The organism is Bacteroides mediterraneensis (assembly GCF_016900355.1).
GTDB lineage: Bacteria > Bacteroidota > Bacteroidia > Bacteroidales > Bacteroidaceae > Phocaeicola.
Genome location: NZ_JACJKA010000001.1, coordinates 222,373 through 247,199, shown reverse-complemented (window position 1 = coordinate 247,199; position 24,827 = coordinate 222,373). Strand labels below are relative to the sequence as shown.

The 24,827-nt window shown below is 46.6% G+C and carries 21 protein-coding genes; 17 read left to right on the top strand and 4 right to left on the bottom strand.

Features of this window, described 5'->3' with window-relative positions; translation table 11 throughout:
• Positions 1-67 precede the first annotated feature (67 nt).
• Positions 68-745 carry a hypothetical protein gene (locus H6A28_RS01035; protein ID WP_204474797.1) on the bottom strand — a complete coding sequence of 226 codons (678 nt, stop codon included), beginning with the start codon at positions 743-745 and terminating at the stop codon, positions 68-70.
• 596 nt (positions 746-1,341) lie between these two features.
• Here H6A28_RS01035 and H6A28_RS01030 point away from each other — a divergent pair.
• From H6A28_RS01030 to H6A28_RS00990, 9 genes are all read left to right on the top strand, one after another.
• Positions 1,342-2,706, top strand: a complete 1,365-nt coding sequence (locus tag H6A28_RS01030; RefSeq protein ID WP_204478590.1) for a hypothetical protein — start codon at positions 1,342-1,344, stop codon at positions 2,704-2,706.
• Positions 2,707-2,736: 30 nt separating this feature from the next.
• Positions 2,737-3,918: an imelysin family protein gene (locus tag H6A28_RS01025; protein WP_204478589.1), complete on the top strand. Its 1,182-nt coding sequence runs from the start codon at positions 2,737-2,739 to the stop codon at positions 3,916-3,918.
• Positions 3,919-4,016: 98 nt separating this feature from the next.
• The gene (locus H6A28_RS01020; RefSeq protein ID WP_195204053.1) at positions 4,017-5,441 is read left to right on the top strand and encodes a di-heme oxidoredictase family protein; all 1,425 of its coding nucleotides are present in this window, start codon (positions 4,017-4,019) and stop codon (positions 5,439-5,441) included.
• A gap of 26 nt (positions 5,442-5,467) precedes the next feature.
• A complete protein-coding gene (locus H6A28_RS01015; protein WP_204478588.1) occupies positions 5,468-6,682 on the top strand; it encodes a porin in 1,215 nt (404 codons plus the stop codon).
• Positions 6,683-6,695: 13 nt separating this feature from the next.
• On the top strand, positions 6,696-7,415 hold the full coding sequence (locus H6A28_RS01010) for a hypothetical protein (RefSeq protein WP_204478587.1): 720 nt from the start codon (positions 6,696-6,698) through the stop codon (positions 7,413-7,415).
• Positions 7,416-7,434: 19 nt separating this feature from the next.
• Complete coding sequence (locus tag H6A28_RS01005; RefSeq protein ID WP_148328556.1) at positions 7,435-8,592, top strand: Rid family hydrolase; 1,158 nt, start codon at positions 7,435-7,437, stop codon at positions 8,590-8,592.
• 5 nt (positions 8,593-8,597) lie between these two features.
• Positions 8,598-10,685: a cytochrome c biogenesis protein CcsA gene (gene ccsA / locus H6A28_RS01000; RefSeq protein WP_204478586.1), complete on the top strand. Its 2,088-nt coding sequence runs from the start codon at positions 8,598-8,600 to the stop codon at positions 10,683-10,685.
• Between the two features lie 86 nt (positions 10,686-10,771).
• A complete protein-coding gene (locus H6A28_RS00995; protein ID WP_204478585.1) occupies positions 10,772-11,341 on the top strand; it encodes an HdeD family acid-resistance protein in 570 nt (189 codons plus the stop codon).
• A 118-nt stretch (positions 11,342-11,459) separates the two neighbouring features.
• Positions 11,460-12,305: a helix-turn-helix domain-containing protein gene (locus H6A28_RS00990; protein ID WP_204478584.1), complete on the top strand. Its 846-nt coding sequence runs from the start codon at positions 11,460-11,462 to the stop codon at positions 12,303-12,305.
• A 74-nt stretch (positions 12,306-12,379) separates the two neighbouring features.
• Here the strand turns inward: H6A28_RS00990 and H6A28_RS00985 are convergent, their stop codons facing one another.
• The gene (locus H6A28_RS00985; protein ID WP_204474812.1) at positions 12,380-13,456 is read right to left on the bottom strand and encodes a YeiH family protein; all 1,077 of its coding nucleotides are present in this window, start codon (positions 13,454-13,456) and stop codon (positions 12,380-12,382) included.
• A gap of 176 nt (positions 13,457-13,632) precedes the next feature.
• Between H6A28_RS00985 and H6A28_RS00980 the strand changes: the two genes are divergently transcribed.
• Both H6A28_RS00980 and truA read left to right on the top strand, forming a co-directional pair.
• On the top strand, positions 13,633-14,301 hold the full coding sequence (locus H6A28_RS00980) for a DUF5715 family protein (protein WP_204474814.1): 669 nt from the start codon (positions 13,633-13,635) through the stop codon (positions 14,299-14,301).
• Between the two features lie 11 nt (positions 14,302-14,312).
• Positions 14,313-15,071: a tRNA pseudouridine(38-40) synthase TruA gene (truA, locus tag H6A28_RS00975; RefSeq protein ID WP_204478583.1), complete on the top strand. Its 759-nt coding sequence runs from the start codon at positions 14,313-14,315 to the stop codon at positions 15,069-15,071.
• On the opposite strand, the gene H6A28_RS00970 is transcribed toward truA, so the two are convergent.
• A complete protein-coding gene (locus tag H6A28_RS00970; protein WP_204474817.1) occupies positions 15,068-15,835 on the bottom strand; it encodes a TIGR03915 family putative DNA repair protein in 768 nt (255 codons plus the stop codon). The genes truA and H6A28_RS00970 overlap by 4 nt on opposite strands.
• A 118-nt stretch (positions 15,836-15,953) precedes the next feature.
• Between H6A28_RS00970 and H6A28_RS00965 the strand changes: the two genes are divergently transcribed.
• Entirely contained in the window at positions 15,954-17,039 is a 1,086-nt protein-coding gene (locus tag H6A28_RS00965; protein WP_204474818.1) for a choloylglycine hydrolase family protein, read from the top strand.
• Between the two features lie 34 nt (positions 17,040-17,073).
• Here the strand turns inward: H6A28_RS00965 and H6A28_RS00960 are convergent, their stop codons facing one another.
• Positions 17,074-18,363 (bottom strand): putative DNA modification/repair radical SAM protein, encoded by a 1,290-nt coding sequence (locus H6A28_RS00960; protein ID WP_204474819.1) that lies wholly within the window; start codon positions 18,361-18,363, stop codon positions 17,074-17,076.
• Between the two features lie 217 nt (positions 18,364-18,580).
• Here H6A28_RS00960 and H6A28_RS00955 point away from each other — a divergent pair, with 217 nt between their 5' ends.
• The 5 genes from H6A28_RS00955 (at position 18,581) to H6A28_RS00935 (ending at position 24,793) form a co-directional block, all read left to right on the top strand.
• On the top strand, positions 18,581-19,831 hold the full coding sequence (locus H6A28_RS00955; RefSeq protein ID WP_204474820.1) for an efflux RND transporter periplasmic adaptor subunit: 1,251 nt from the start codon (positions 18,581-18,583) through the stop codon (positions 19,829-19,831).
• A gap of 51 nt (positions 19,832-19,882) precedes the next feature.
• Complete coding sequence (locus H6A28_RS00950; RefSeq protein WP_204474840.1) at positions 19,883-21,196, top strand: ABC transporter permease; 1,314 nt, start codon at positions 19,883-19,885, stop codon at positions 21,194-21,196.
• Positions 21,197-21,217: 21 nt separating this feature from the next.
• Entirely contained in the window at positions 21,218-22,513 is a 1,296-nt protein-coding gene (locus tag H6A28_RS00945) for an ABC transporter permease (RefSeq protein WP_204474821.1), read from the top strand.
• A 69-nt stretch (positions 22,514-22,582) separates the two neighbouring features.
• Positions 22,583-23,248, top strand: a complete 666-nt coding sequence (locus H6A28_RS00940) for an ABC transporter ATP-binding protein (protein ID WP_204474841.1) — start codon at positions 22,583-22,585, stop codon at positions 23,246-23,248.
• Between the two features lie 60 nt (positions 23,249-23,308).
• Positions 23,309-24,793 (top strand): TolC family protein, encoded by a 1,485-nt coding sequence (locus H6A28_RS00935; RefSeq protein ID WP_204474822.1) that lies wholly within the window; start codon positions 23,309-23,311, stop codon positions 24,791-24,793.
• The last annotated feature ends 34 nt before the right edge of the window (positions 24,794-24,827 follow it).

The following is a 24,827-nucleotide window of genomic DNA, read 5'->3' as shown; positions in this document are numbered from 1 at the left end:
AAAGGAAATAATCCTTTTAGCGGTCGTCCGATTCATGTAAGAAGTTTTATGAATTGCCGTATCTTTGTCACTTTAAGAGTTTGTCCAGTTCATCGCTTAGACTGCTGCTTTCTTCTTCAAGTGATTTTCTGATTGCATTCTTGGCTACTTCTTTTGCCATTTCACTATTGTATGCGATTCTGATCAGTACTTCCTTGTTCTTGTTGCTTAAAGTACGATATACTTCCATTACAATGATTGTACGGCCAATGCTTTGTGAAATGAGGTTCTTGCTTGCCATGATACTTTTGGTAACAGAAGAGGCATCTTCAGCTGACAATTGAGAGTTGGCTACCTGATTTTCTACAAGCGCAGTCATTTCTGTTTGTACTTGTGCAGCCAGGTTTTGTTTGGCCAGTTCCAAAGCCTGCATCTTAGCCCCATCATAATTTTCCCCTGTACTGATTGCTTCTCCCATCAAGAATTTCTGGTATCCGTTTTCATCATATTCATATTGCATGAGGTATGATTTGTCCAATTGTTTTTCGAGTGGAAGTGCCCCCGGAGCAATTTGCCATCCTTGTTTCTTTAATCTTTTGGCTTCTTTGCGAGCGTCTTTTGTAGCTTTTTCGTTTAAGGCCTTCTTTGAAAGTTTTGCTATTTCTTTTCTTTCTTTCATGATTTCTTTAGCAGTCTTGTCTTGTGCGAAGGCCGATGAGATAGACAACATGAACAGGCCGGTGAATAGTAATATAAGTTTTTTCATAAATAGATAATTTTGATAATAAAAATAAAAAAATATCTTCTCTTGGAGGCAAAGGTAGTAATTTATCATTTCAAGAGTACGGTTTATTGTAAAAAAGAGTATCTTTTTGTTGAATTTACAAAAAATGCTGTGCTGGGCATTTTTGATTTGCCGTCTGGAGATTTGTCGAAACGGAGAAAGTGAAAACAGCTTGGCGTTTCGTCGGGAGAGCCTTCTTTTGGTTTTTGTGAGGATGATATTTCTCCAAAGCGTCTTTATGAAATATCTTGTCATGTTTATGCCGGGGTAAGTTGGTCTCTATGTTCTAGTGAAATGCCTCAATTTAATAAATGAATTGGGCTGGATTGTTATATTGGGATTAGTCCCTTTTAGGTATATAATGGGGGCTTATAGAGAGGGTTTTAAAAGGATAATTATCCACCGATTTATTCTATGTTTCTATAAACCAGTAATATAAAGGTGTCCTGATTTATGTGAAAATTAAGTTGGATATATACTGAAAAATGAGTAGGTTTTATTTGTTGTTTTCGTAATTTTTAGGTATTGATAAGTTTTTTGGGGTAGTTTACCTTTGCGATGTTCAAAATCGCAGAGAAATGAAAAAAAAAGTTAGTTTATTTTTTACTGCTCTTTGTTGTGTTGCAGGAACTGTTTCGGCTAGTGAAGTTGATTCGGTGCAGGTAGCTGGAGAATATGTGAAAACAGCGGTGCAGAAGCAACGTATAGACAAAGACGGATACACCCGCTTTCGTGTAGGAGGGTATGGAGAGGCTGTGGCCAGTTTCAAGGATTATGGTATTAATCGCTATTATGGAAATCCGGACGGGAATACCCGTGATCATCGGAATACGATTTCCATCCCACGCTTTGTTTTGGCTTTTGATTATAAGTTTACTCCTAAATGGATCTTGGGAGCGGAGATAGAATTTGAATCCGGAGGAGTAGGTACGGCTATGGAACTCGAAAACTCAGAAAACGGGGAGTATGAAACTGAAATGGAAAAAGGAGGAGAAGTAGCCTTGGAACAGTTCCATATTACCCGTCTGATTCATCCGGCTTTCAACGTGCGGGCTGGGCATATCATAGTACCAGTAGGGCTTACCAATGCACATCATGAGCCTATTAATTTTTTTGGAACAGTGCGTCCGGAAGGAGAGACGACAATTCTTCCTTCTACGTGGCATGAAACAGGGATTGAGTTTTTCGGTACGTTGGGAAAAGGATATACCACGTTTGATTATCAGGTGCTGGTCGTAGCGGGTTTGAATGCAAATGGTTTTGACCGGAATACATGGGTAGGTAGTGGTAAGCAAGGGATTTTTGAGGAAGATAATTTCAACTCTCCGGGTTATGTGTTTCGTGTAGATTACCGTGGAGTGCCGGGACTGCGTGTGGGAGGTTCTTTTTATTATTGTGCCAATACGGCAGGTAATTCCGACAAACCCAATTTCTACGAGGGACAGAAAGCACCGCTACGAATTTATTCAGGCGACTTGCAGTATAAGAATGATTACGTGACGTTGCGTGCCAATGTGGTGTATGGAAATTTGACGAATTCCAAGTTTATCAGTAGTAAGAATGTCCGCTTGTCGAACAATGCTTCTTATAGTCGGGTAGTACCAGTGGCAAAAAATGCAGCCAGTTATGCCGGAGAAGTAGGTGTCAATCTGCGTTCCATATTTAATCACAATTCCAAGGTTCCTGTAATTTATCCGTTTGTCCGCTATGAATACTATAATCCACAGGAGAAGGGAGAAGTGGGACAAACTATGGACTTGCGTAACAAAGTCAGCATGTGGGTGGCTGGACTGAACTGGTTTGCGTTGCCGAATCTGGTGGTAAAGGCGGACTATACCACTCGCCAGATTGGTACAGGAAAGATGTTTGGTACAGGCCCTTATACCAGCGAAAATGAGTTTTCCATCGGACTGGCATACGTAGGCTGGTTCTTCAAGAAATGAATCTGTTAAATCCTAAAAATGATTATGAATATGAAAAAGAATTTCTTTTATGCCGCAGCCTTTGCGGTAGGCTTGGCTTTTGCTTCAACCGCGTGCAGTAACAATGATGCTCCTCAGCCAGAACCGATTGATGCAGCCGATATAGATTATACATCGGAAAATGCTGCCAGTTGGAATAATTACATGAAAGCTGTAGTGACTCTGCTCCGTAAGGATGCTTCTGATTTGTATGATTATTGGGCGGTGTCCTATAAAGGAGGGGAAAGTTATGCCACGACTTTTAAAAATCACGGTGCTCCGTTCAACAGTGCAGGTTCGTGCGTGCAGCAGGTGATAGATGGTTGTGTGGACATCGCCAATGAAGTAGGAGAAACAAAAATCGGTGACCCGTATTCCAAATACCAGGCAGGGAACGTGACCGAAGCACTTTATGCCGTAGAGTCGTGGTACAGCTGGCATTCACGTGAGGATTATTCCAATAACATCGTATCCATTTGCAATGCGTTTTGCGGGGTACGTAGCGAGTCGTTGATTAGTGGGGCTACAATCGATAAGAGTCAGGTGGCTGGAAAATCGTTGTACACAGCGTTGGTAAACAACGGCCAACAGGAACTGGCCGACAATACCTTGACAGCTATCAAGAATGCTTATGATAAAATTCTGGCCATACCTCAGCCTTTCCGTAATCATATCAATAGTGAACAGAGTCTGGCTGCACAGGAAGCTTGCAGTGAGTTGAGTGTATTGCTGAAAAATCAGTTGAAGCCAGCTTGCGATGCATTATCTGAAAGTGTATTGAGTCCGGTGGTAGCGAATTATGTAGATGTGGTGGTGTTGCCTACTTATGCTGATTTGAAAACTAAGGTAGGTACGTTGTATGAAAAAGTGAATACGCTGGCAGCCAACCCAACCAATCAGGCTTTCAAGGATGCCTGTGATGCTTGGATTACTGCCCGTGAACCATGGGAAAAGAGTGAGGCTTTCTTGTTTGGTCCGGTAGCCGATCAAGGGCTTGACCCGAACATGGACAGCTGGCCGCTTGACCAAGCTGCCATCGTGAACATCCTGAATTCAGGAGATTACAGCCAGATGGAATGGAGTGGCGACTACTCTGAAGACAGTGAAGCCATTTCCGCCGCACAGAATGTACGTGGTTTCCATACCCTGGAATTCCTGTTGTTCAAAGACGGACAAGCACGTACGGTAGATTAAGCATTAAGACAAATTTTTGATGAATGACAGGCAGGGGAGTAAAGAAGGGGAAGCCCTCCTTTGCTTCCTCTGTATGTTTCCGAAAAAGAGAAGAATAAATGAGAATAGTAAAACTTTTGTTATACGGACTTTTTCCCTGTCTTCTATGGAGCTGTGAGAAAGAAGGAACCGACCAGCAGTACGTGGAGGTGCCGGAAGGCTTTGCACTGTCAGCCGGTACGGCTACCAATTTTCTGACTTCTTCGAAAGCTTACGACTTTGAAGCGTCGTGGCTGTCGGGTATTTACAGCAGCCGTTTCAACGATGGAGATGGATTGTATGACGATGTGCGTACCAGTAGTAACCAGGATGGTGGATTAGGTCCCGTGTATGCCGGTTATTCCTGTGGAAGCTGTCACCGCAATGCCGGACGTACCAAGCCTACCTTGTGGAGTGAAGGTGGCTCAGGAAATTACGGTTTTTCTTCCATGTTGGTGTATATCACCCGAAAGAACGGAGCCTTCTTCCAGAACTATGGGCGTGTGCTTCATGACCAGGCCATTTATGGGGTGAAGCCGGAGGGGAAATTGTCTGTGAAGTATGACTACCAGACATTCGAATTTCCCGATGGAGAAACTTATGAGCTTTGCAAGCCAACCTATACCATTACGGAGTGGTATGCCGACAGTATCCGTCCGGAAGATTTGTTCTGTTCTGTCCGTATACCGTTACGTCATGTGGGGATGGGGCAGATGATGGCACTCGACCAGAAAGAAATCGAAGCATTGGCTGCCAAAAGTAATTACCCCGAATACGGCATTAGCGGACGGTGTAATTATATCAGTGAGCGTGGAGTAACTCGTCTGGGACTTTCGGGCAACAAGGCACAGCATGCCGATTTGACGGTGGAATTAGGATTCTCCAGTGACATGGGAGTGACCAACAGCCGTTATCCCGAGGAGATATGTGAGGGACAGATGCAGATGGACCAGGGCAGTATGATGGGACTTTCGTACGACCAGTTGGACGTATCGACCGAGGACATGGAGGATGTGGACTTGTATATGCACTGTTTAGGTGTACCAGCCCGCCGGAATGTGAATGATCCGCAGGTACAGAAAGGAGAACAGAAATTCTATGAGGCGAAATGCCATCTTTGCCATGTAACTACGCTGCACACAAAAGTAAGAGGAGCCACCCTGCTGAACGGTACGGAACTGCCGTGGTTGGGCAATCAGACCATCCATCCGTATTCTGATTTTCTGCTGCATGATATGGGGTCGGAAATTATGGGTGTGGGTTTGAACGACAATTACGTGAGTGGTCTGGCCCGGGGCAATGAATGGCGTACCACTCCATTATGGGGCATCGGCTTGCAGGAAGTGGTGAACGGACATACCTATTTTCTGCACGACGGACGCGCCCGTAACCTTGTAGAGGCTATCATGTGGCACGGAGGAGAGGCGGAAGCTTCGAAAAACTTGTTTAAGCGTATGAGTAAGGAAGACCGTGATGCCTTGATTGCGTTTTTAAATTCACTTTAATCATTAAGTATAGAAACTGATAACTTATGAAAAAAATACTGACTGCCTTGTGTCTGTCTGCGTTAATGCCATTGGCAGCACTGGCACAACATGAAGAAGATACGGAAAATGGTATCGTGTCACTGGCTGGAAGAGAGGGATTTACCATCGCTTCCAAGAAAGGCGATTTTGTGTTCAAGCCTTATCTGTTAGTGCAGACAAGCGCCAATTTCAACTGGTATGACGATGAAGGGCTGGACAAGGCCTATAATCAGGACAATGTGGCTAACTCAGGCTTTGCCATTCCTTATGCCGTGTTGGGGTTTACAGGAAAAGCCTTTGGCAAAGTGTCGTTCAATCTGTCACTGAATGCGGCGGTTACGGGCGCAGCCTTGTTGCAACAGGCTTGGTTCGATGTGGAGCTGAAAAAACAGTTTTCTATCCGCGTGGGTAAGTTTAAAACACCTTTTTCGCATGCCTACCTGACTACGTTGGGAGAAACCTTGATGCCCTCCTTGCCGTTGTCGCTGACCGCTCCGGTGATTCTACCCTATTCGTTGAATGCCGTGACTCCCAATATCGGAACGGGATTCGACTTGGGAGTGGAAGTACACGGTCTGCTGGCAGATAAGTTTGGCTATGAAGTGGGATTATTCAACGGTACAGGTATTTCGGTGAATACGGCAGGAAAAACGTTCAGTGACGACTGGCACATTCCTTCCTTGCTTTATGCCGGACGTTTTACCTACATGCCCAAAGGAGTGATGCCTTCTACGCAGGGAAATCCTAACCGGCTGAATGAAGACAAGCTGATGCTAGGACTATCCACTTCATTGAATGTGGAGAGTGAGAACGAAAGTACGAACGATTACCGTGCCGGACTGGAGTTTGCCATGTTGAAAAGAAAACTCTATCTGGGAGCGGAAATGTATTACATGCACGTGGGCTTTACCAAACGGCAGAAGATTGACCAGGGGTATCACTATCTGGGAGGATACGTGCAGGGAGGCTATTTCGTGACTTCCCGTCTGCAAGCTACGGCACGTTATGATTTCTTCAACCGCAACGGAATGGATACAAACGGATTCATGAATATGCCGGCCGTGGGAGTAAACTATTTCTTTAAAGGCTGCAACCTGAAATTACAGGCTATGTATCAGTTTGTAGGGCGCTGGGGGCACGATACACAACTTGACCGCGACAATGACGACTTGGGAATAGCGACCCATAATGCCACGGTGATGCTTCAGTACACGTTCTAAAGAGGAGGGTGTGATGAAAAGAAAGGTGTATGGATGGATACTCTTGGGGCTGGGAATCCTATGGCTGGTTTCTTGCGACGAAGGACGTATCTATGAGGCAGTGCCTGATACGGCAGAAGGCGGACGTACGGTGAAGTTCACCGGAAAGGTAACGGGTATGGATACCTGGCCTTCCGGATATACGGTAGCCGTGGCCGGTTTTGATGCGAAAAGTGAATATGCACTGACTTCTGCCAATGTGATGCCTTCACAGGCAGGAGAAGATGGTACGGTGCAGGTGGTGATGTCGGGAGTGACAGATGAAGTCACTCAAATCGAATTGTGCGTGATTAACCGCATTCGAGAGCGGGTAGTGACCTTTGCCAGGGTCGATTGCTCGGAAACGGCAGAAGACACGATTCGTATGGACGTGGGTGAACAGCAAGTCGGCATGTTCCAGGCTGTGCAGCAGGTGTTTGACTCCCGCTGTGCCAGTTGCCATGGAGGAAGTACTTCAGCGGCAGGACACTTGTTTCTGACTGCAGGAAAAAGCTATGAACAGCTGGTAAATGTCCCGTCTGTAGTGAATCCGGAAGTCATGAGGGTGAAACCGACAGATACGGAAAACAGCTTTCTGTATCAGGTACTGCATGAAAACGGTCATGTGCACCATGACCATCAGGACATTCTTTCGGCTGAGCCGGTATTATTGAACTTGATAGATGATTGGATAAATGGAGGTGCCAAACCTTGAATATTAAAATAGTATGAATATGAGCCACAAACAACTACGAAACCACAAGTCACAAGAAAATACATTAGTAGAAATTTCACGTTTTGAACCGGCTGAAGGAGTCGCTGAATACCATGTGATGATTCATGTTACTCGGCCTTCTTTGACGTATCAGGAGCAATTGGATACTTTACTCGATACCTATTATCAACTGTTGGAGAATGAGTTGAAGGGAGCTGTTGCCGTGTTCAAACGTTATTTTTTAAGCGATGCTGCCAATCAGGCCGACTGGCTGGCGGTACAGGTGCCGGAAAGCTCGGTCTGTGCCTGTTCGATTGTGGAACAGCCCCCGCTGAACGGAACAAAAATAGCATTATGGGTATATCTGCAATCCGGTGTGCAATGTCGTGCGCTGGAAAGCGGATTGTTCGAAGTGTCACATGGGGTTTACCGCCATCTGTGGGGTGGTTCGGCTTCTAACCGGGCGGCCAACTCGGAATATCAGACCCGTTTGCTGCTGAATGATTATATCCTGCAACTGATTGCACAGGGAGGGCATCTGGCCGAGAACTGCATTCGTACCTGGTTTTTTGTACAGAATGTAGATGTGAATTATGCCGGAGTGGTAAAAGCCCGTAACGAAGTGTTTGTGACGCAGGGTTTGACACCACAGACACATTATATAGCCAGTACTGGTATCGGCGGGCGTCATGCCGATACGCAGGTGCTGGTACAGATGGATACGTATGCCGTATTGGGTATCCGCCAGGAACAGATTCATTATTTATATGCACCGACTCATTTGAATCCTACGTATGAGTATGGAGTAAGTTTTGAGCGTGGTACGTATGTGGATTATGGCGACCGACGTCAGGTTTTTATATCCGGTACGGCCAGTATCAATCACAGGGGGGAAGTGGTGTATCCGGGTGATATCCGGAAACAGACCGAACGCATGTGGGAAAACGTGGAGACCTTGTTGAAGGAAGCAGAAATGTCGTTTGAAGATATTGGACAAATGTTGGTATATCTACGTGATGGGGCAGATTATATGACGGTACGTGAGATGTTCGATCAGCGTTTCCCAGAAATTCCGAAAGTGATTCTGCTGGCTCCTGTTTGCCGTCCAGGTTGGCTTATTGAAATGGAATGTATGGGTACAAAGGCACAGAAAAACACGCTTTATCCTGATTTTTGAAATCTATGGAAGTACGTGGATGGAAAATAGTTGGAATCTTTCTTTATGTAACCCTGATTATGGTGTTGGTTGCAGCCACTTTGCTGGAGCAAGTATATGGAACTTCTTTTGTGGAAACTCATATTTATCGTTCTTTATGGTTTTGTAGCTTGTGGGGAACGTTAGCTTGTGTCCTGTTGCGGGTGCTGGGAAAGTACCGGCAGGGAATGCGTTTCTCCGTTGTGTGGTGGCACGGCTCCCTCCTGGTCATATTAGGAGGGGCCTTGCTTACCTTTTTGACGGGAGAGAAAGGGTATGTACATCTTGAACAAGGGAAGGAGACCAATTTGTTTGTGGCAACTTCTGATCAGGTTTCACAGGAAATGCCTTTTCATATCCGGTTGGACAGTTTCAGGGTGGCATATTATCCGGGTACGGAAGCTCCGATGGATTATTTAAGTTATGTGACCTGCCGGGTGAAGGGAGAAGAGCGTAAAGAAATTATTTCAATGAATCATATTCTTTCGGTAGACGGTTATCGTTTCTATCAGTCATCTTTCGATACCGATTGGTCTGGTAGCTGGTTGAGTGTCAATCATGATCCTTGGGGCATTGCTGTGACCTATGCAGGATATGTGTGTCTGCTTTTTTCTGCGGTCTGTTTGCTGGTGAGTCGGAGGGAAACCTTTAGGAACTTGCTGCATCATCCGGCTTGGAGAAAGGTAGGCTTGATTTGTGTGTTATGGGGGATATCATTACCAATCCTGCAGGCTCAGCCAGTACGTGTGTTAGCACGGCAGGATGCGGAAAAGCTGAAAACACGTCAGGTTATTTATCAGGATCGGGTGGTACCGTTTAATACTTTGGCCCGTGATTTTACGTTGAAGTTATGTGGAAGTGACACCTATCAAGGCTTAACTCCTGAACAGGTAGTGGCAAGCTGGTTATTATATCCCGAAGAGTGGCAGCATGAACCGATGTTTTACGTGAAGAGTGAAAATCTTCGTCAGATGTTAAAGTTGAAGTCTGACCATGTAGCTTTGGTGGATTTATTCGACGGAAAGAATTATCGTTTGGAAAAAGTGTGGAACGAATGGCAGAGAAAAAGGCAGAGTGGACTTTTCAAAGGATGGCTGGAACAGCATCAGGCAGAGAAATTGGAGAAAGAGATACGGGAACTGGATGAAAAAGTGGGTATGGTCTTGATGTTGAAAAAGGGTACGCTTATCCGACCTTTGCCGACTGATGGAAGTGTAGAGCCATTGTCATCTCTTCGGGTTCAAGCAGAATTGTGCTACAATGCGATTCCTTTTTCCAAAATTTTGTTTATGTGCAACCTTTTTCTGGGAATTGTAGGCTTTTTCTGGTGGCTACGTTTTTATGTGGTAGTTCCTCAAGGCAACTATAGACAAAATTGGGTTTATGTTGTATTGAAGGTTGGGCTTTGGACATCGTGTCTTGTACATTGGGGGGCTTATCTGCTTCGATGGTATATTGGAGGTCGTATCCCGCTTGGAAATGGGCCGGAAACGATGCTTTTTTTAGCCGGTTGTCTGCTGTTAGGTGCTTGTATCTGGCAACGTCGTTTGGTATTACTCCTGCCGTCAGGTTTGTTGCTGTCCGGATGGGTGTTGTTGGTTGCCTGGTTGGGAGAAAAGAATCCGCAGATTACCCCATTGATGCCGGTATTGCTTTCTCCTTGGTTGAGTATTCATGTGTCTCTTATCATGATTTCGTATGCATTGTTTGCCTTTATTTGTTTGTGCAGTCTTTTGGCTCTTGTGGTACGGAAACAGGTGGCTCAGATGGAACGTCTTACTTTATGTTGCCGATTGCTGCTTTACCCTGCGGTGCTGTTGTTAGGTGTAGGTATTTTTATTGGGGCGGTCTGGGCCAATGTTTCTTGGGGGAGTTATTGGACATGGGATCCGAAAGAGGTGTGGGCTTTAATCACTTTTTTGGTTTATGGAGCAGCTTTTCATTGGAAGAGTTTTCCTTTGTTTCAGCGTCCCGGTGTTTTTCATTTATATCTGATTTTGGCCTTTTCCACGGTATTGATGACGTATTTTGGAGTGAATTATGTGTTAGGAGGCATGCATAGTTATGCGGGATAATCTATGGATTATCCTTTTGAAGTATTTGTTTGTGAATTGATACTTTTTACTTACCTTTGAGTAATGAATTTTAAACAGATGAATGTATGAAATCTTTGAATTATGCATTGGTTGGTTCACTTTGTGCATTGATCCTCGGAATCCTGCTCGTGACATGGCCTGATGTGGCAGTGAATTACTTGGTGATAACCATTGGAGTCTTGTTTTTGCTTCCTGGTCTGATTGGGTTGATTTCCTATCTGGCCATACTGAACCGTAGAAAGACAGAAGCTCCTCGTCCGGTATTCCCGATTGTGGCCTTGGGTAGTACTTTCTTTGGGATATGGCTCATTATTATGCCTTCTTTTTTTGTAGGCGTATTGATGTATGTACTCGGTGTATTGTTAGTGTTGGGAGGAATCAGTCAGCTGGCCAATCTGATTGCAGCTCGTTCATTCATGCCGGTGCCGTTTGGTGTGTATGTAGTGCCGGTGTTGGTGCTGGCGGCAGGTATTACGGTTTTGTTCAATCCGTTTGAAACCGCAGAAATTCCATTTATTGTGCTGGGAGTATCGTTCATTGTATATGCCTTGATGGACCTTTTCCGATTGATACGTTTCCGCAGGAAAAAGAGCCAAATTGAAGATATAGTCACGATTGAAGAAATAAAAGATTAATAAAAAGCCGGAATTTGTCCGGCTTTTCTTTTTTTCTTTTTAACGCATTGTATCTCCCTTTGTGTTGGAATCTATTGGTAGAACTTCTATATTTGTCTTTTGATAATAGAGTGATAGAATGAAAAAATTGGAAAAGCTTGATTTGTTGCCCGAAAATCAGCAGATGATAGCGGGTATAGACATGACGGGCGGCTTCAGACAGTTGTTTCAGGTTTCTGCTCCATTTCCGGGATGTCTTTTTCTTTTGTGTCTGAGGGGAAGTTGTCGGGTGAAAATTCACTTGACGCATTATGAGATGAAAGAAGGCTCTCTGGCCATTCTATTTCCAGGGATGTTCTTTCAGATTGAAGAGCAAAGCAAGGATTGCCGGTTTATATTTGTGGCCTTTTCAAGGAAACTGATAGAGGAAGCAAAATTGTTTTCGTATACGGTGGAATATACTCCTTATATATTCGAACGTCCGGTGATAGATATGGAGAAACAGAAATTTGAACTGTTCCGTGACAGCATTCGGCTATTGATTCGTCGTCAGAAAATAAAGGATGAGATGACGGAAATGCAGGTCAGTCTGATTTATACACAGTTGCTGCTGTCATTGGGTGGGGTCTATAAAGAAAGAGGGGAGGATGATTCGCCCAGGTACAACCGTAACCAGGAGATTGTGAAAGAGCTGGTGCGGATTGTGGTGCAGTATTACAAGACGGAGCGGAACGTCTCTTTCTATGCCGAAAAATTGCATCTTTCGCCACAGCATCTGAGTACGACCGTAAAGAAAGTGACTGGAAAAACACTGACCGATATTCTTTCTTCATTTATTATACGCGATGCGCAGGCCAAACTTCGTTCCACGGACATGACCGTGCAGGAAATCGCTTATTCGTTGAACTTTTCAGATATTTCTTTCTTTGGAAAGTATTTCAAGCGCTATACGGGTATGTCGCCCAAGCAGTATCGTAATAAATAGTGGAGTAATAAAAAAATGGAGGCAACCGTAAGGATTGCCTCCATTTTTAATTGTATGTGATGTAAGTCTGAAGTTTACGCGAACATCGGAGTGATGTATTGTGTCAGCAGGTAACCACCTACTAACAACCAGATGTAGAGCAATCCTGCCAGCAGGAACGGTTTGGCTCCGGCCTGCTTGAATTTCTCCAGACTGGTGTCTGTTCCCAATGCCGTCATGGCCATTGTCAGCATGAAGGTATCAATGTATTCAATGGCTCCGTTCAAGGGGATATCCTTTACTGTTTCAGCTCCTGTGAGGTATTGCAGCAGGGAGTTAAGGCAGATGATGCCGATGAATCCGAAAGCAAACCAAGGAATGGTAATCTTGCTCTTTTCGGCTTTTCCTTCCGCATTTTTCTTCTTTCTTCCGGCCAGCGCAAAGCTCATGATGACCAGTACCGGAGCCAGCATCATCACACGAATCATTTTGGTAATGGTAGCTGTGCCGGCGATTCCCAAAGTGTCGGTCGGGTCCATAGCATTTCCAGCACCTGCCACGTGGGCTACTTCATGCAGAGTACTTCCGGTGTAGATGGCTACTCCCGTATTACCCAGTGCATCCAGCAATCCGGCACGGTACATGATGGGATAGAGGAACATGGAGATGGTTCCGAAGATGACCACAGTGGATACGGCAATGGCCGTTTTATGTCCTTCACATTTTACCACCGGTTCAGCACCCAGTACGGCTGCCGCTCCACAGATGGCACTGCCGGTAGCAGTCATCAGCGAAGTATCCTTATCCATCTTGAGCAGTTTGCCCAGCCATACTCCAAGGAAAATGGTTCCGGCTACGATGATGATATCTACGACCACTGCCGGAAGTCCTACGGCGGCTACCTGTGTCAGGGTCAGTCGGAATCCGTAGAGTACGATACCGGCCCGCAGAATTTGCTTGGTACAGAATTTGATACCGGGGACCCATGTTTCAGGGAGTTTGTTGCGCAAGCTGTTGGCATACAGCATACCCAAAATGATACCGACAATCAGCGGACTGAACGAGAGGCTTTTGACAAAGGGAATTTCGGCAATGTAGAATGCCGCAAAAGAGAATAGTGCAATCAAAAGAATACCGTGCAAGGTATTGGCTCTGTTTCCTTTTTCAAACATATAGACTTGTTTTTATGTGTATAGAATAATTGTTTTCTTGAATCCGGCGCAAAGATAGGTGTTTTTGGTGGAATGTCCTATTCACCTTTTTTTATGTGTGATAACTAAAAGTAATAATGTAGGTTTATAGGTTTTTTGTGTTATCTTTGTCGCGAATTAAAAAGGATAAGGAAGAAATGAAGCTATTACTCAAGTCGTGCCTTGCAGTGGCCTTGCTGGCTGGAATGTGTCTGGTCGGATGTAAGGAGAAGGACATGTCGATGAAAATGAATAATCCGCGTAATATCAGGGGAGTAATCAGTTACAAGCGTTCGTTTGGTGATTTGAACGATGTGCAGCTGGCTACAGCGAAGAAAATCGGTATTCGTCCCATCAGTACTCGTGAAGAAGCGGAAGAAATGAAAGACCGTTTGGTGGAGATTGCGGCTTGTGAGCGTTACGGACTGGATTCACTGACACATTCCATTCCTTATCTGGTGCCTCAGGCCAGTGCCTTGTTGGATACGATTGGGGTTAATTTTTTGGATTCATTGGAGAACAAAGGCTTGAACCCCAATAAGGTGATTGTGACTTCCGTGACACGTACGAAAGACGATGTGAAGCGTCTGCGTCGTACGAATGGTAATGCTTCGTTGAATTCCTGTCATTTTTACGGAACCACGTTTGATGTGAGCTGGAAGCGTTTTGAAAAGGTGGAAGACCCCGACGGCCGTCCCATGCAGGACGTAAGTGCGGATACCTTGAAGCTGGTGTTGTCGGAAGTGCTGCGCGACCTTCGCAAGGCCGACCGCTGCTATGTGAAGTATGAGTTGAAACAAGGGTGTTTCCATATTACCGCCCGATAAATCAGAGTGTGATGTTCAGGTATTTCATTTATTTAGCTTACGACGGAACCAATTATCATGGCTGGCAGATACAGCCGAATGGAAGCAGTGTGCAGGAAACGCTGATGAAGGCTTTGCATACCTTTTTGCGGGATGATGCCATTGAGGTTGTTGGTGCCGGGCGTACGGATGCTGGAGTGCATGCCCGTCTGATGGTGGCTCATTTTGAGGTGGAAAGGATGCTGGATGAGGCGGTAGTGACGGATAAGTTGAACCGTTTGTTGCCGCCGGACATCTCGGTGTATCGCGTCAGAAGGGTAAATCAGGATGCACATGCTCGTTTCGACGCCACGTACCGTACCTATAAATATTATGTCACCACACAGAAGAACCCGTTCAACCGGGCTTATTGCTGGAGGTTGTTCCAGCCGCTGGATTTTGAGAAGATGAACGAAGCGGCCCAGACGTTATTCGACTATACGGACTTCACCAGTTTCAGCAAGTTGCACACGGATGTCAAGACCAACAACTGCAAGATTATGCAGGCGCATTGGGACCAGATAAGCGATACGGAATGGGTGTTTACCATTCAGGCCGACCGCTTTTTGCGGAACATGGTGCGAGCCATTGTGGGAACACTGGTGGAAGTGGGACGCGGAAAACTCTCGGTCGAAGGATTCCGGAAAGTGATTGAAGAGAAAAACCGTTGCAGTGCTGGCACGTCGGTACCGGGACATGCCCTTTTCTTGGTCGATATCGGCTATCCGGACGATTTATTCCCGTTTGCTTAATCTTTTTCAGTCAGGTATTTCCAAAAACGGACCGGCATATCTTTTTTGTGCTTCACAGGATTGAGCCGGGACTGGATGCATACACTGTGAAAATAGCTTTTCCAGCCTTCTTGGAAAAGCTTTTCGTTTTTATCCAGGAGTTCATCTTGCAGTTTGCCGTAGCGTAGAAAATCGGCTTGTGAATCTTTAAATGTAATTTCATTCACGTCTTTTCGGTCGTAATAGTATCCATACCGGCGGCGGGCATCGTAAATCAGCCATGATTGGTCGGCAAAACGGTCCTGAAAATGCTGGATGGTCAGCGGATATACATTGTATATCGGTTCCATGATACCGAAATAAGTTTGGTCGGCCGTTTTCTGGAAACGCATGAACTGAAGTACCCGCATCCGTTCGCCTGCCACTTTCTTACTTAACTGATATACTCCGAGTACATCCGGGTCGGCGAAATTTTGTTCAATGGAAGTCGGTGCATCCGTCACTTTCCGCAGGTAGCGGAAAAGCAGCATCGGAGCTTCTGTCGTTTCAGAAAGCCAGCAATAAGTGAGGCAGGACAGGGCACTCCGGGAAAGTTTCCGTGACAGTAGCTTCCACACCCGTTCCACTTTGGTCATGTCGGTCACTACCTGGTGGCTTTCGTCATAGAAAAGAGGCAGTGGCTCCTTTTCTGCAAGCAGGAGGTCGGGGAAGGCCCGGCGGAAATAGGCATCGAACAAGGCAGTGAGCAGGCCTTCGAAGGTAGCATCATATTGAAAAATAATCATGTTTTTTAGTGGAAATTTTTCTATCTTTGGAAAAAGCTTTCGGGGAACAAAATTAGTAAAAAACGCTCAACCGAAACAAAACAAGCTATTTTTTGTTGTATACTAAAAAATGGAGTGAATGATGAATTACAAATCTATGCTTTTGGGATTGATGGCCGCAGTGGCCGTCTTCCAGTCACAGTCTTCACAAGCTTGTACCGGCATTACCTTGACGGCAAAAGACAGTACACGCATTCTGGCCCGTACCATTGAATGGGGTGGAAGTGATTTGAACAGTTGCTATGTGGTGGTGCCGCGTGGCTATACCACGCAGTCGTATGTGCCTGGTGGACAGGACGGCATGAAATTTACGGCAAAATACGGATATGTAGGCCTTTCGGTAGAACAGAAGGAATTTGTGGCCGAAGGTCTGAACGAGAAAGGACTTTCTGCCGGTTTGTTCTATTTCCCAAACTACGGGCAATACGAGGCGTATAAGGCGGAGTGGAAATCTTCTTCCATTGCCGATTTGCAGCTGGTAGCCTGGGTATTGGGTAATTGTCAGACCGTGGACGAGGTGAAGGAAAGCCTGAAACAGGTGCATGTGGTAGCCATTGACCCACGTGCCTCCACTGTACACTGGCGGTTTGCCGATGTGTCTGGACGCCAGGTGGTGTTGGAGATTGTAGACGGGCAGCTGCATTTCTATGAAAACGAATTGGGTGTATTGACCAACTCTCCGGGTTTTGAGTGGCAGCTGACCAACTTGAACAATTATGTGAATCTTTATGCCGGCAGTGCACAGCCTCAGGAATTCGGTAAGCTTACCTTGCGCTCTTTTGGGGCAGGAAGTGGTTTCCTGGGCATGCCGGGCGATGTGACGCCTCCTTCCCGTTTCGTGCGGGCTGCTTTCTATCAGACTACGGCTCCCCAGCAGGAAAATGCCCACCAGACGGTGCTTCAGGGATTTCAGATTTTGAACAATTTCGATATTCCGGTAGGTATTGAGTTTCAGGGAGGAAAGATTCCGGCCAATATCCCGAGTGCCACCCAGTGGACTTCGGCTACGGACATGCGTCATCGGATGATTTATTTCCGTACCATGTACAATGCATCTATCCGCAGCATTGACTTGAACAAGATTGATTTCCAGCGTGTCAAATACAGAGCGGTACCGTTGGATACCGTAAAGGAACAGCCTGTGACGGAAGTATCCATCCGTTGAGGATACGAATGAAAAAATAAGGTAGAAGCTGCTTTCACTTGTGTGTGGAGGCAGCTTCTTCTGTTTCTGCAAAGTCAAAACTCAACTGCCGTTCGTCTGTCTTTTTACGGGGAGTAGGAAGCAGCAGTCTCCGTACACCGGCAGCTCCCAGTTCGTGGATGGTCTTGTCCGGCAGTTCATTGCAGGTGATAAAGTATTTGGCTTTTTTCATCACAGCCCCCATCTTTTTCAGTTCATAGAAGCCGATGCGTGAGAAACGGCGGGAAGCTACAATCAGGCGGGCAGATTTTACTCCGATACCCGGCACGCGCAGGATGGCTTCATAATCGGCGGTCTGGATGTTCACGGGGAAAAACTCCGGATGGCGAAGGGCCCAGGCCAGTTTCGGGTCAATGTCCAGATCCAGGTTGGGCGTCTGGTCGTCCACGATCTCGTCCACCTTGAACTGGTAGAAGCGTAGCAGCCAGTCGGCCTGATAGAGTCGGTTCTCCCGGACCAGAGGCGGTTGTTTTAAGGTCGGCAGCCGCTTGTCGTAAGTATTGACCGAAATGTAGCCTGAATAATACACGCGTTTCATGGTGGGCTGTTCATAGAGCGAGGAAGAAACCTGCAGGATGTCCTTGTCGGTTTCAGGCGTAGCCCCGACAATCATCTGCGTACTTTGTCCGCCGGGGGCGAAACGAGGCACATGACGGTAATGTTTCCGGTCCTCCTGATGCGTCAGAATCCCTTGCTGAATGTATTTCATCGGGAGATATACACTCTGGTGATCTTTCTCCGGGGCCAGCAGCTTTAAATTCTTTTCGGTCGGGATTTCCAGGTTGACACTGAGACGGTCGGCATACAATCCGGCCTCCTGTACCAGTTCCTCACTGGCGCCGGGGATGCTTTTCAGGTGGATATAGCCGTTGAAGCGGTGCACCAACCGTAAGTCTTTGGCCACTCGGACCAAGCGCTCCATGGTGTAGTCGGGATTGCGCACCACTCCTGAGCTGAGGAACAGTCCCTCGATGTAGTTTCTTCGATAAAATTCCATAGTCAGTTCCACCAGTTCCGTCACGGAAAGCGTGGCTCGCGGAATGTCGTTGCTTACCCGGTTGATGCAGTAGGCGCAATCGTAAATGCAGTAGTTGGTCAGCATGATTTTGAGCAGGGAGATACAGCGTCCATCCTCCGAAAAGCTGTGGCAGATGCCCCATCCGCCCACGGTATTTCCCACTCCTCCTTTGGTATTCTTGCGGGAAGTACCGCTGGAAGCGCACGACACATCGTATTTGGCGGATTCTGTCAGTATCTTTAGTTTTTGTATTACCTGCTCATTCATCGTTCTTTTCCTTTCCAAATTTAAAGGTAGAGAGAGTTTCCGAAATGTGCAACGGTTGGGTGGAATTTCTCGTAAAAAACGGACGGTCTGTGTTTAAAATCGAACGGAGTGTCCGATATCGGACACTCTTTAAAAATTGAATACTATTGGGAATCAATGGTTTATCAATCTGGCATGGATGTTGTTTAGGAAAATGCGTGATGAGATAGGTAAAGATATGGATAGAGAAATATCAAAAGAAGTACGAAAAAGGTTGCGCAATAAAAGACTCATGCAATATGGAGGTATCGGAGTCGGATGCGTGGTAGTGTTGATTCTGCTGTTTTCATGGATGCGCAGCAGTGTGAAAGAAAGCAATCTGGTTTTTTCGGAAGTGACCCGGGGAACGATTGAAGTAAGTGTGAGCGCGTCGGGTAAGGTCGTACCTGCCTTTGAAGAAATCATCAATACGCCGATTAATTCGCGTATTGTGGAGGTATATGGAAAAGGAGGAGATAGTGTGGAGGTAGGTACGCCGTTGTTGAAACTGGATTTGCAGAGCACTGAGACCGGCTATCAGAAATTACAGGATGAAGACCAGATGAAGCGTTACCAGTTGGATCAGGTGAAAATCAACAATCAAACGTATCTCAGTGATCTGGAGATGAAAGTAAAGGTGTCGGCCATGAAACTGAACCGGATGAAGGCGGAGTTGCGAAACGAGCAATATCTTGACAGCCTGGGTTCGGGTACGACCGACCGGGTGCGTCAGGCGGAACTGAATTTCCAGACGGGAAAACTGGAATTGGAACAGCTTCGTCAGCAGCTGGCCAACGAACGTCAGGTGAAAGCGGCCGATTTGAGAGTGAAGGAGCTGGAATATGAGATTTTTCGTAAGGAGATGGCGGAAATGAAGCGGACCTTGGAGGATGCACAGATACGGTCACCGCGAAAAGCCATTCTTACCTATATCAATGATCAGGTGGGGGCACAGGTGACAGAAGGAACCCGGCTGGCAGTCATTTCAGACCTAAGTCATTTTAAAGTGGAAGCGGAAATTGCCGATACCTATGCAGACCAGGTAGTGGCAGGCGGACGGGCCATTGTGAAGATTGGCAATGAAAAACTGGAAGGACAAATCAGCAGTGTGACGCCTTTATCTAAAAATGGCGTGATTTCCTTTATTGTACAGCTGGCCAATGACCATTATCGTCGGTTGCGCTCGGGACTGAAAGTGGATGTGTATGTGATGAATTCCGTGAAAGAGGATGTGCTCCGAATAGACAATGCCAGTTATTATGTGGGAAAAGGAGAATATGCACTTTTTGTGCGGGATGGAAAAAATAAACTGGTCAAGCGGAAAGTGCAGTTAGGAGATTCCAATTTTGAATACGTGGAGGTTATTTCCGGACTTCAGCCGGGTGACCAAGTGGTAGTCAGCGACATGAAGGATTTTCAGAACAAGCGGAAGGTAAGCTTGAAACATTAATAGATGACAAAGAATATACAAGATTAAAATGAGAGTGAGATTTTTATGAGAATGCAAAGAACTTATTTGACACAGGCTTTTACACTACTGAAGCAGAACCGTCTGTTCAGTATGCTCTACATTGTCGGCACAGGATTGGCTATTGCCATGACCGTGATAGTGGCGGTAGTTTATTACGTGAAATTGGCCCCTATCTATCCGGAAGAGAATCGGAAAAACACGTTGTATCTGACTCATGTCAGTTTCAAATCGGAACAGGAATCAAGAATCTATCAGTCCGCTTTGTCGTATCGGGCTTTACAGGAATGGATTTATCCGCTAAAGAATGTGGTAGCGGTTTCTGCGCGTTTCAGCAATGCGATGGACTATTATGTACAGCCTGCCGATCGGAGCGGGGATTTCCGTCCGGCATTGAAACTGGTAGACCCGGCTTTCTTCCGTATCTATGCGTTGCAATTTCTGGAGGGACATCCATTTACGGAGGCCGATTTGGCAAGTGGTATTCATACGGCTGTGATTTCCGATGACCTTGCCCGTCGTTTGTTCGGTACGACAGAAGGCGTGGTGGGACGTTCGTTTTCCATGGATTATGTGAATTATCGTGTATGTGGGGTGGTACGTGGAGCGAGTTTCTTGACCCGCCAGTCGTATGCACAGGTTTATGTACCTTATTCCGTTGAATCAAATTACAAGGACCCCGTTGTCTCCAGCTTCCCCTATTGTGGGCTGTTTGATGTGACTTTTTTAGTGAAAGACAATGCACAAGCAAAGGCTTTACGGGCTGAAATCAAGGACTTGACCAGAAGAGTGAACGCACAATATAAAGGGCAGTGGCAGATGGAATTGTGGGAACAGCCTACTTCGCATGCACTCAGTGTGTTTAAAGAGTATCCTGCGGATACGAGTTTCAGCTCTTGGAAGGTGGCAGGTCGGCTGACGCTGTGGGTACTGGTACTTCTGCTTGTGCCTTCACTGAATCTGAACGGACTGATAGCCAGTCGTATGGAGAGTCGTTTGCCGGAGATGGGCGTTCGTAAATCTTTTGGAGCCAGCCGGAGTGCCTTGCTGTCGCAGGTGATGTGGGAGAATTTTTTCCTTACGTTAGTGGGAGGCCTGCTGGGCTTGCTGGTGGCATGGATCATGCTTTATGTGGGGCGTGAATGGATTTTTATCTTGTTTGATTCCTGGCCGATGGATATTCCAGAAGGAGCCAATCTGTATGTGTCAGGTGAAATGCTGTTTGCACCGGTCGTGTTTCTCATCGCCTTTTTATTGTGTCTGGTGCTGAATTTGCTCTCCGCTTTGTGGCCGGCATGGATGTCGTTGCGCAAGCCGATTGTGTATTCATTGTATGAAAAAAGATAATCCGAAAAATACTGAGTGGATATGTGGAAATTGATTATAAAAAATCTTTGGAGCCGTCGCCGTCGTAACGGATGGCTGCTGGCTGAACTGATATTGGTGGCCATTCTTTCCTGGGCCATTTTCGATCCTGTGATGGTAGTGACTTATGAGCGACATCTTCCGTTGGGATACGATGCAGACCGCCTGTGTATGGTATCTGTGGCCATGCTTCCTCCGGAGGCTCCCGGATATGAGCCGCAAGCGGCCGATTCGGCTTCGTTGATGCAGGCGTATTTGAATCTGGTAGACCGTGCCCGGCAGTATCCTGGGGTGGAACAGGCCGCTCCGGTACTTTCTTTTGTATATCCGGGTGCGATGGGAAGTGGAACTTCCGACTTTGTAGCAGAAGGTGATTCGGTCGTTCATTCGGCTCTCTATATCGAATTTTTACCTCATACCCATTTCTTTGAAACCTACGGTTTCCAATCTGGGGAGGGGAGTATGAGTGCAGCCCGGCTGTCGGATTTGGACAATGGGTACTATTATATCATGACGGAAGATTTGCTGGAAGAAATGTTTCATACACATACGTACCGGAATCAGCGTTGCTTGGAGGTGAATGGTACAGACACGTTTTATACGGCAGTGAAGGGGACGGTGAAAGCATGCAAGTATCTGAGTGACTGGCGTCCCGTACCGATGGTGTTCATGCCGCAGCAGAATCCGGATATACGTTCCAATCTGGACGATATGAGGATGGTCATTCGTTTGAAAGAGGGAGTCAGCATGGAGCGCTTCTTGCACGATTTCCGCCCTTGGATGCTTCGCCAGCTACGTGCCGGGAATCTTTATGCCCGTGAATTGCAGTCGTACGATGAAATCAATGCGGCCCGTGAATTCAGTGATTCTACGGCGCTTTATCGCCGTAATTTGAGCATTGCACTGTTTTTCCTAATCAATCTCTGTCTGGGGGTGATTGGTACTTTCTGGATGCAGACTCGTACCCGTCGGGAAGAGGTGGGGGTGATGCTTTCTTATGGAGCGACACCGCATCGCATTCGTCTGATGCTCTTGGGAGAAGGTACGGTACTGACTACGCTGGCTACTTTCATCGGCTGTTTTATTTATCTGCAATATGCGTTTAGTGAAGGGCTGAATAAGGGAAATTCCTGGATGCCGGCGGTGATTCCCAGTTGGGTGGACAATTTTGGACTGCACTTCTTCCTTATATCGCTGGTGGTATACGTCATTCTGCTGTTAGTGGTGTGGATAGGTATTTATATCCCGGCTCGTCGGATAAGCGCCATTTCGCCTACGGAAGCCTTGCGGGATGAATAAAAAGCACGTGAAACGATTCATCTGAATACAGATGTAATGATAAACTTTTAAAACAAGATGCGTATGAATATGATAGAATTAACCGGAATCAATAAGATTTACCGGACCAATGAGATAGAGACACAGGCATTGGAAAATGTGAACCTGACGGTAGAAAAAGGAGAATTTCTCAGTATCATGGGACCTTCCGGATGTGGAAAATCTACTTTGCTGAACATCATGGGACTGCTGGATGCGCCTACCAGCGGTACCATACAGATTGCGGGAGTGAAGATAGAAGGAATGAAAGACAAGGAACTGGCCGCTTTCCGTAACCGGAACTTGGGATTCGTGTTCCAGTCGTTCCACCTGATTAATTCCTTGAATGTGCTGGATAATGTGGAGGTACCTTTACTTTATCGCGATGTTTCTGCGAAGGAACGCCGGCAGCGGGCTGAGGAAGTGTTGCAGAAGGTGGGGCTGAGTCATCGTATGCATCACATGCCGTCGCAGCTTTCCGGAGGACAATGCCAGCGTGTGGCCATTGCCCGGGCCATTGTGGGAAATCCGGAAATCGTGCTGGCCGATGAACCGACCGGTAACTTGGATTCCAAGATGGGAGCGGAGATCATGGAGCTGCTGCACAAGCTGAATCAGGAAGACGGGCGTACGGTGGTGATGGTGACCCACAATGAGGAGCAGGCTAAACAGACCTCACGTATCGTACGCTTCTTTGATGGCCGCCAGGTAGGATAAGGCGGAATGGCTGGTTGGAAGAATTGAGGTGAGGGTAATACGATAAATGAGTGGAAGAGTATGAAACGGAGTGTATGGATTTTATTTTCTTTTTTCCTTTTCTGTAAAGGAGGGGCGGTAGAGCCGATGGAGAAAACGCATGTGTTGACGTTGGATGAGGCCATTATGCTGGCACGGGTACAGAGTGTGGATGCAGCTGTGGCTTTGAATGAGCTGAAAACGGCGTATTGGGAATATCGTACCTATCGTGCGGAATTGCTGCCGGAGGTGAACTTTACGGCCACTGTGCCTTCTTATCACAAGGGGTATAATTCGTATCAGCTGAATGACGGTTCCTACACGTATGTGCAAAACAACTACATGCAGATGAACGGACAGTTGTCCATCGACCAGAATATCTGGTTCACGGGAGGTACGTTGTCATTGAATACCTCTCTTGATTTTCTGCGGCAGATGGATGGCAGTTCGGGTAACCGTTTTATGTCGGTTCCGTTGGCTTTGACCTTGAACCAGCCTGTTTTTGGGGTGAATCAGACCAAGTGGGACCGCCGGATTGAGCCGGTACGTTATGCAGAAGCCAAAGCAGCTTTTTTGAGTGCAACGGAAGAGGTCACGATGACCACCATCAATTATTTTTTCAATTTGCTGCTGGCTCGTGAAAACGTAGCCATTGCCAGACAGAACCTGGAGAATGCAGAGAAATTGTATGAAGTTGCCAAGGCCAAGCGCCGGATGGGGCAGATCAGTGAAAATGATGTGTTGCAGTTGGAATTGAATGTGCTGGATGCCCGTTCTTCGCTGACCTCCAACGAGAGTGCCTTGAAGAGTCACATGTTTACCTTGCGTTCGTTCCTGGCTTTGGGGGAGGACGAAGAACTGATACCGGAGGTCCCGGATTCCGTGCCCGAGGTTCGGTTGGAGTATGCGGATGTGTTGTCCAAGGCTTTGGCTAACAACTCCTTTGCCCAGAATATCCGTCGCAGGCAGCTCGAAGCCGATTATGAAGTGGCCAAGGCGAAAGGGAATATGCGCGAAATCACGCTCTTTGCCCAGGTGGGATTTACAGGAACCGATCGCCGTTTTGACACGGCCTACCGCCGGTTGAAAGACAATCAGGTGGTGGAGATTGGGTTCAAGATTCCGATTCTGGACTGGGGCAAACGTCGCGGACAGGTCAAAGTGGCACAGAGCAACCGGGAAGTGACGGAAAGCAAGCTGCGGCAGGAATCCATGAATTTCAATCAGAATCTGTTTGTATTGGTAGAGCAGTTCAACAACCAGCAGACGCAGCTTCATTTGGCGGATGAGGCCGATCAGATTGCCCGTAAACGCTATCATACGAATGTGGAGACTTTTCTGGTTGGGAAGATTTCCACGCTCGATTTGAACGACTCGCAGAGCCAGAAGGATGAGGCACGCCGCAAACACATCAATGAGTTGTTTTATTATTGGTACTATTATTACCAGTTGCGCAGTCTCACCTTGTGGGATTTTGCGGCAGGAACGGGCATTGAGGCCGATTTTGAGAAGATAGTGAAGCACTGACCCCCTTCTTTTGTGAAATAATATTTACTTTTGT

Coding starts and splice junctions, on each gene's coding strand:
- H6A28_RS00990 (WP_204478584.1), top strand. CDS start 11,460: ATGAAAAAATTGGAAAAGCTTGATTTGTTGCCCGAAAATCAGCAGATG.
- H6A28_RS01030 (WP_204478590.1), top strand. CDS start 1,342: ATGAAAAAAAAAGTTAGTTTATTTTTTACTGCTCTTTGTTGTGTTGCA.
- H6A28_RS01035 (WP_204474797.1), bottom strand. CDS start 745: ATGAAAAAACTTATATTACTATTCACCGGCCTGTTCATGTTGTCTATC.
- truA (WP_204478583.1), top strand. CDS start 14,313: ATGTTCAGGTATTTCATTTATTTAGCTTACGACGGAACCAATTATCAT.
- H6A28_RS00950 (WP_204474840.1), top strand. CDS start 19,883: ATGCAAAGAACTTATTTGACACAGGCTTTTACACTACTGAAGCAGAAC.
- H6A28_RS00960 (WP_204474819.1), bottom strand. CDS start 18,363: ATGAATGAGCAGGTAATACAAAAACTAAAGATACTGACAGAATCCGCC.
- H6A28_RS00945 (WP_204474821.1), top strand. CDS start 21,218: ATGTGGAAATTGATTATAAAAAATCTTTGGAGCCGTCGCCGTCGTAAC.
- H6A28_RS00970 (WP_204474817.1), bottom strand. CDS start 15,835: ATGATTATTTTTCAATATGATGCTACCTTCGAAGGCCTGCTCACTGCC.
- H6A28_RS00955 (WP_204474820.1), top strand. CDS start 18,581: ATGGATAGAGAAATATCAAAAGAAGTACGAAAAAGGTTGCGCAATAAA.
- H6A28_RS00935 (WP_204474822.1), top strand. CDS start 23,309: ATGAAACGGAGTGTATGGATTTTATTTTCTTTTTTCCTTTTCTGTAAA.
- H6A28_RS01020 (WP_195204053.1), top strand. CDS start 4,017: ATGAGAATAGTAAAACTTTTGTTATACGGACTTTTTCCCTGTCTTCTA.
- H6A28_RS01005 (WP_148328556.1), top strand. CDS start 7,435: ATGAGCCACAAACAACTACGAAACCACAAGTCACAAGAAAATACATTA.
- H6A28_RS00995 (WP_204478585.1), top strand. CDS start 10,772: ATGAAATCTTTGAATTATGCATTGGTTGGTTCACTTTGTGCATTGATC.
- H6A28_RS00940 (WP_204474841.1), top strand. CDS start 22,583: ATGATAGAATTAACCGGAATCAATAAGATTTACCGGACCAATGAGATA.
- H6A28_RS01015 (WP_204478588.1), top strand. CDS start 5,468: ATGAAAAAAATACTGACTGCCTTGTGTCTGTCTGCGTTAATGCCATTG.
- H6A28_RS00985 (WP_204474812.1), bottom strand. CDS start 13,456: ATGTTTGAAAAAGGAAACAGAGCCAATACCTTGCACGGTATTCTTTTG.
- H6A28_RS01025 (WP_204478589.1), top strand. CDS start 2,737: ATGAAAAAGAATTTCTTTTATGCCGCAGCCTTTGCGGTAGGCTTGGCT.
- ccsA (WP_204478586.1), top strand. CDS start 8,598: ATGGAAGTACGTGGATGGAAAATAGTTGGAATCTTTCTTTATGTAACC.
- H6A28_RS00965 (WP_204474818.1), top strand. CDS start 15,954: ATGATGAATTACAAATCTATGCTTTTGGGATTGATGGCCGCAGTGGCC.
- H6A28_RS00980 (WP_204474814.1), top strand. CDS start 13,633: ATGAAGCTATTACTCAAGTCGTGCCTTGCAGTGGCCTTGCTGGCTGGA.
- H6A28_RS01010 (WP_204478587.1), top strand. CDS start 6,696: ATGAAAAGAAAGGTGTATGGATGGATACTCTTGGGGCTGGGAATCCTA.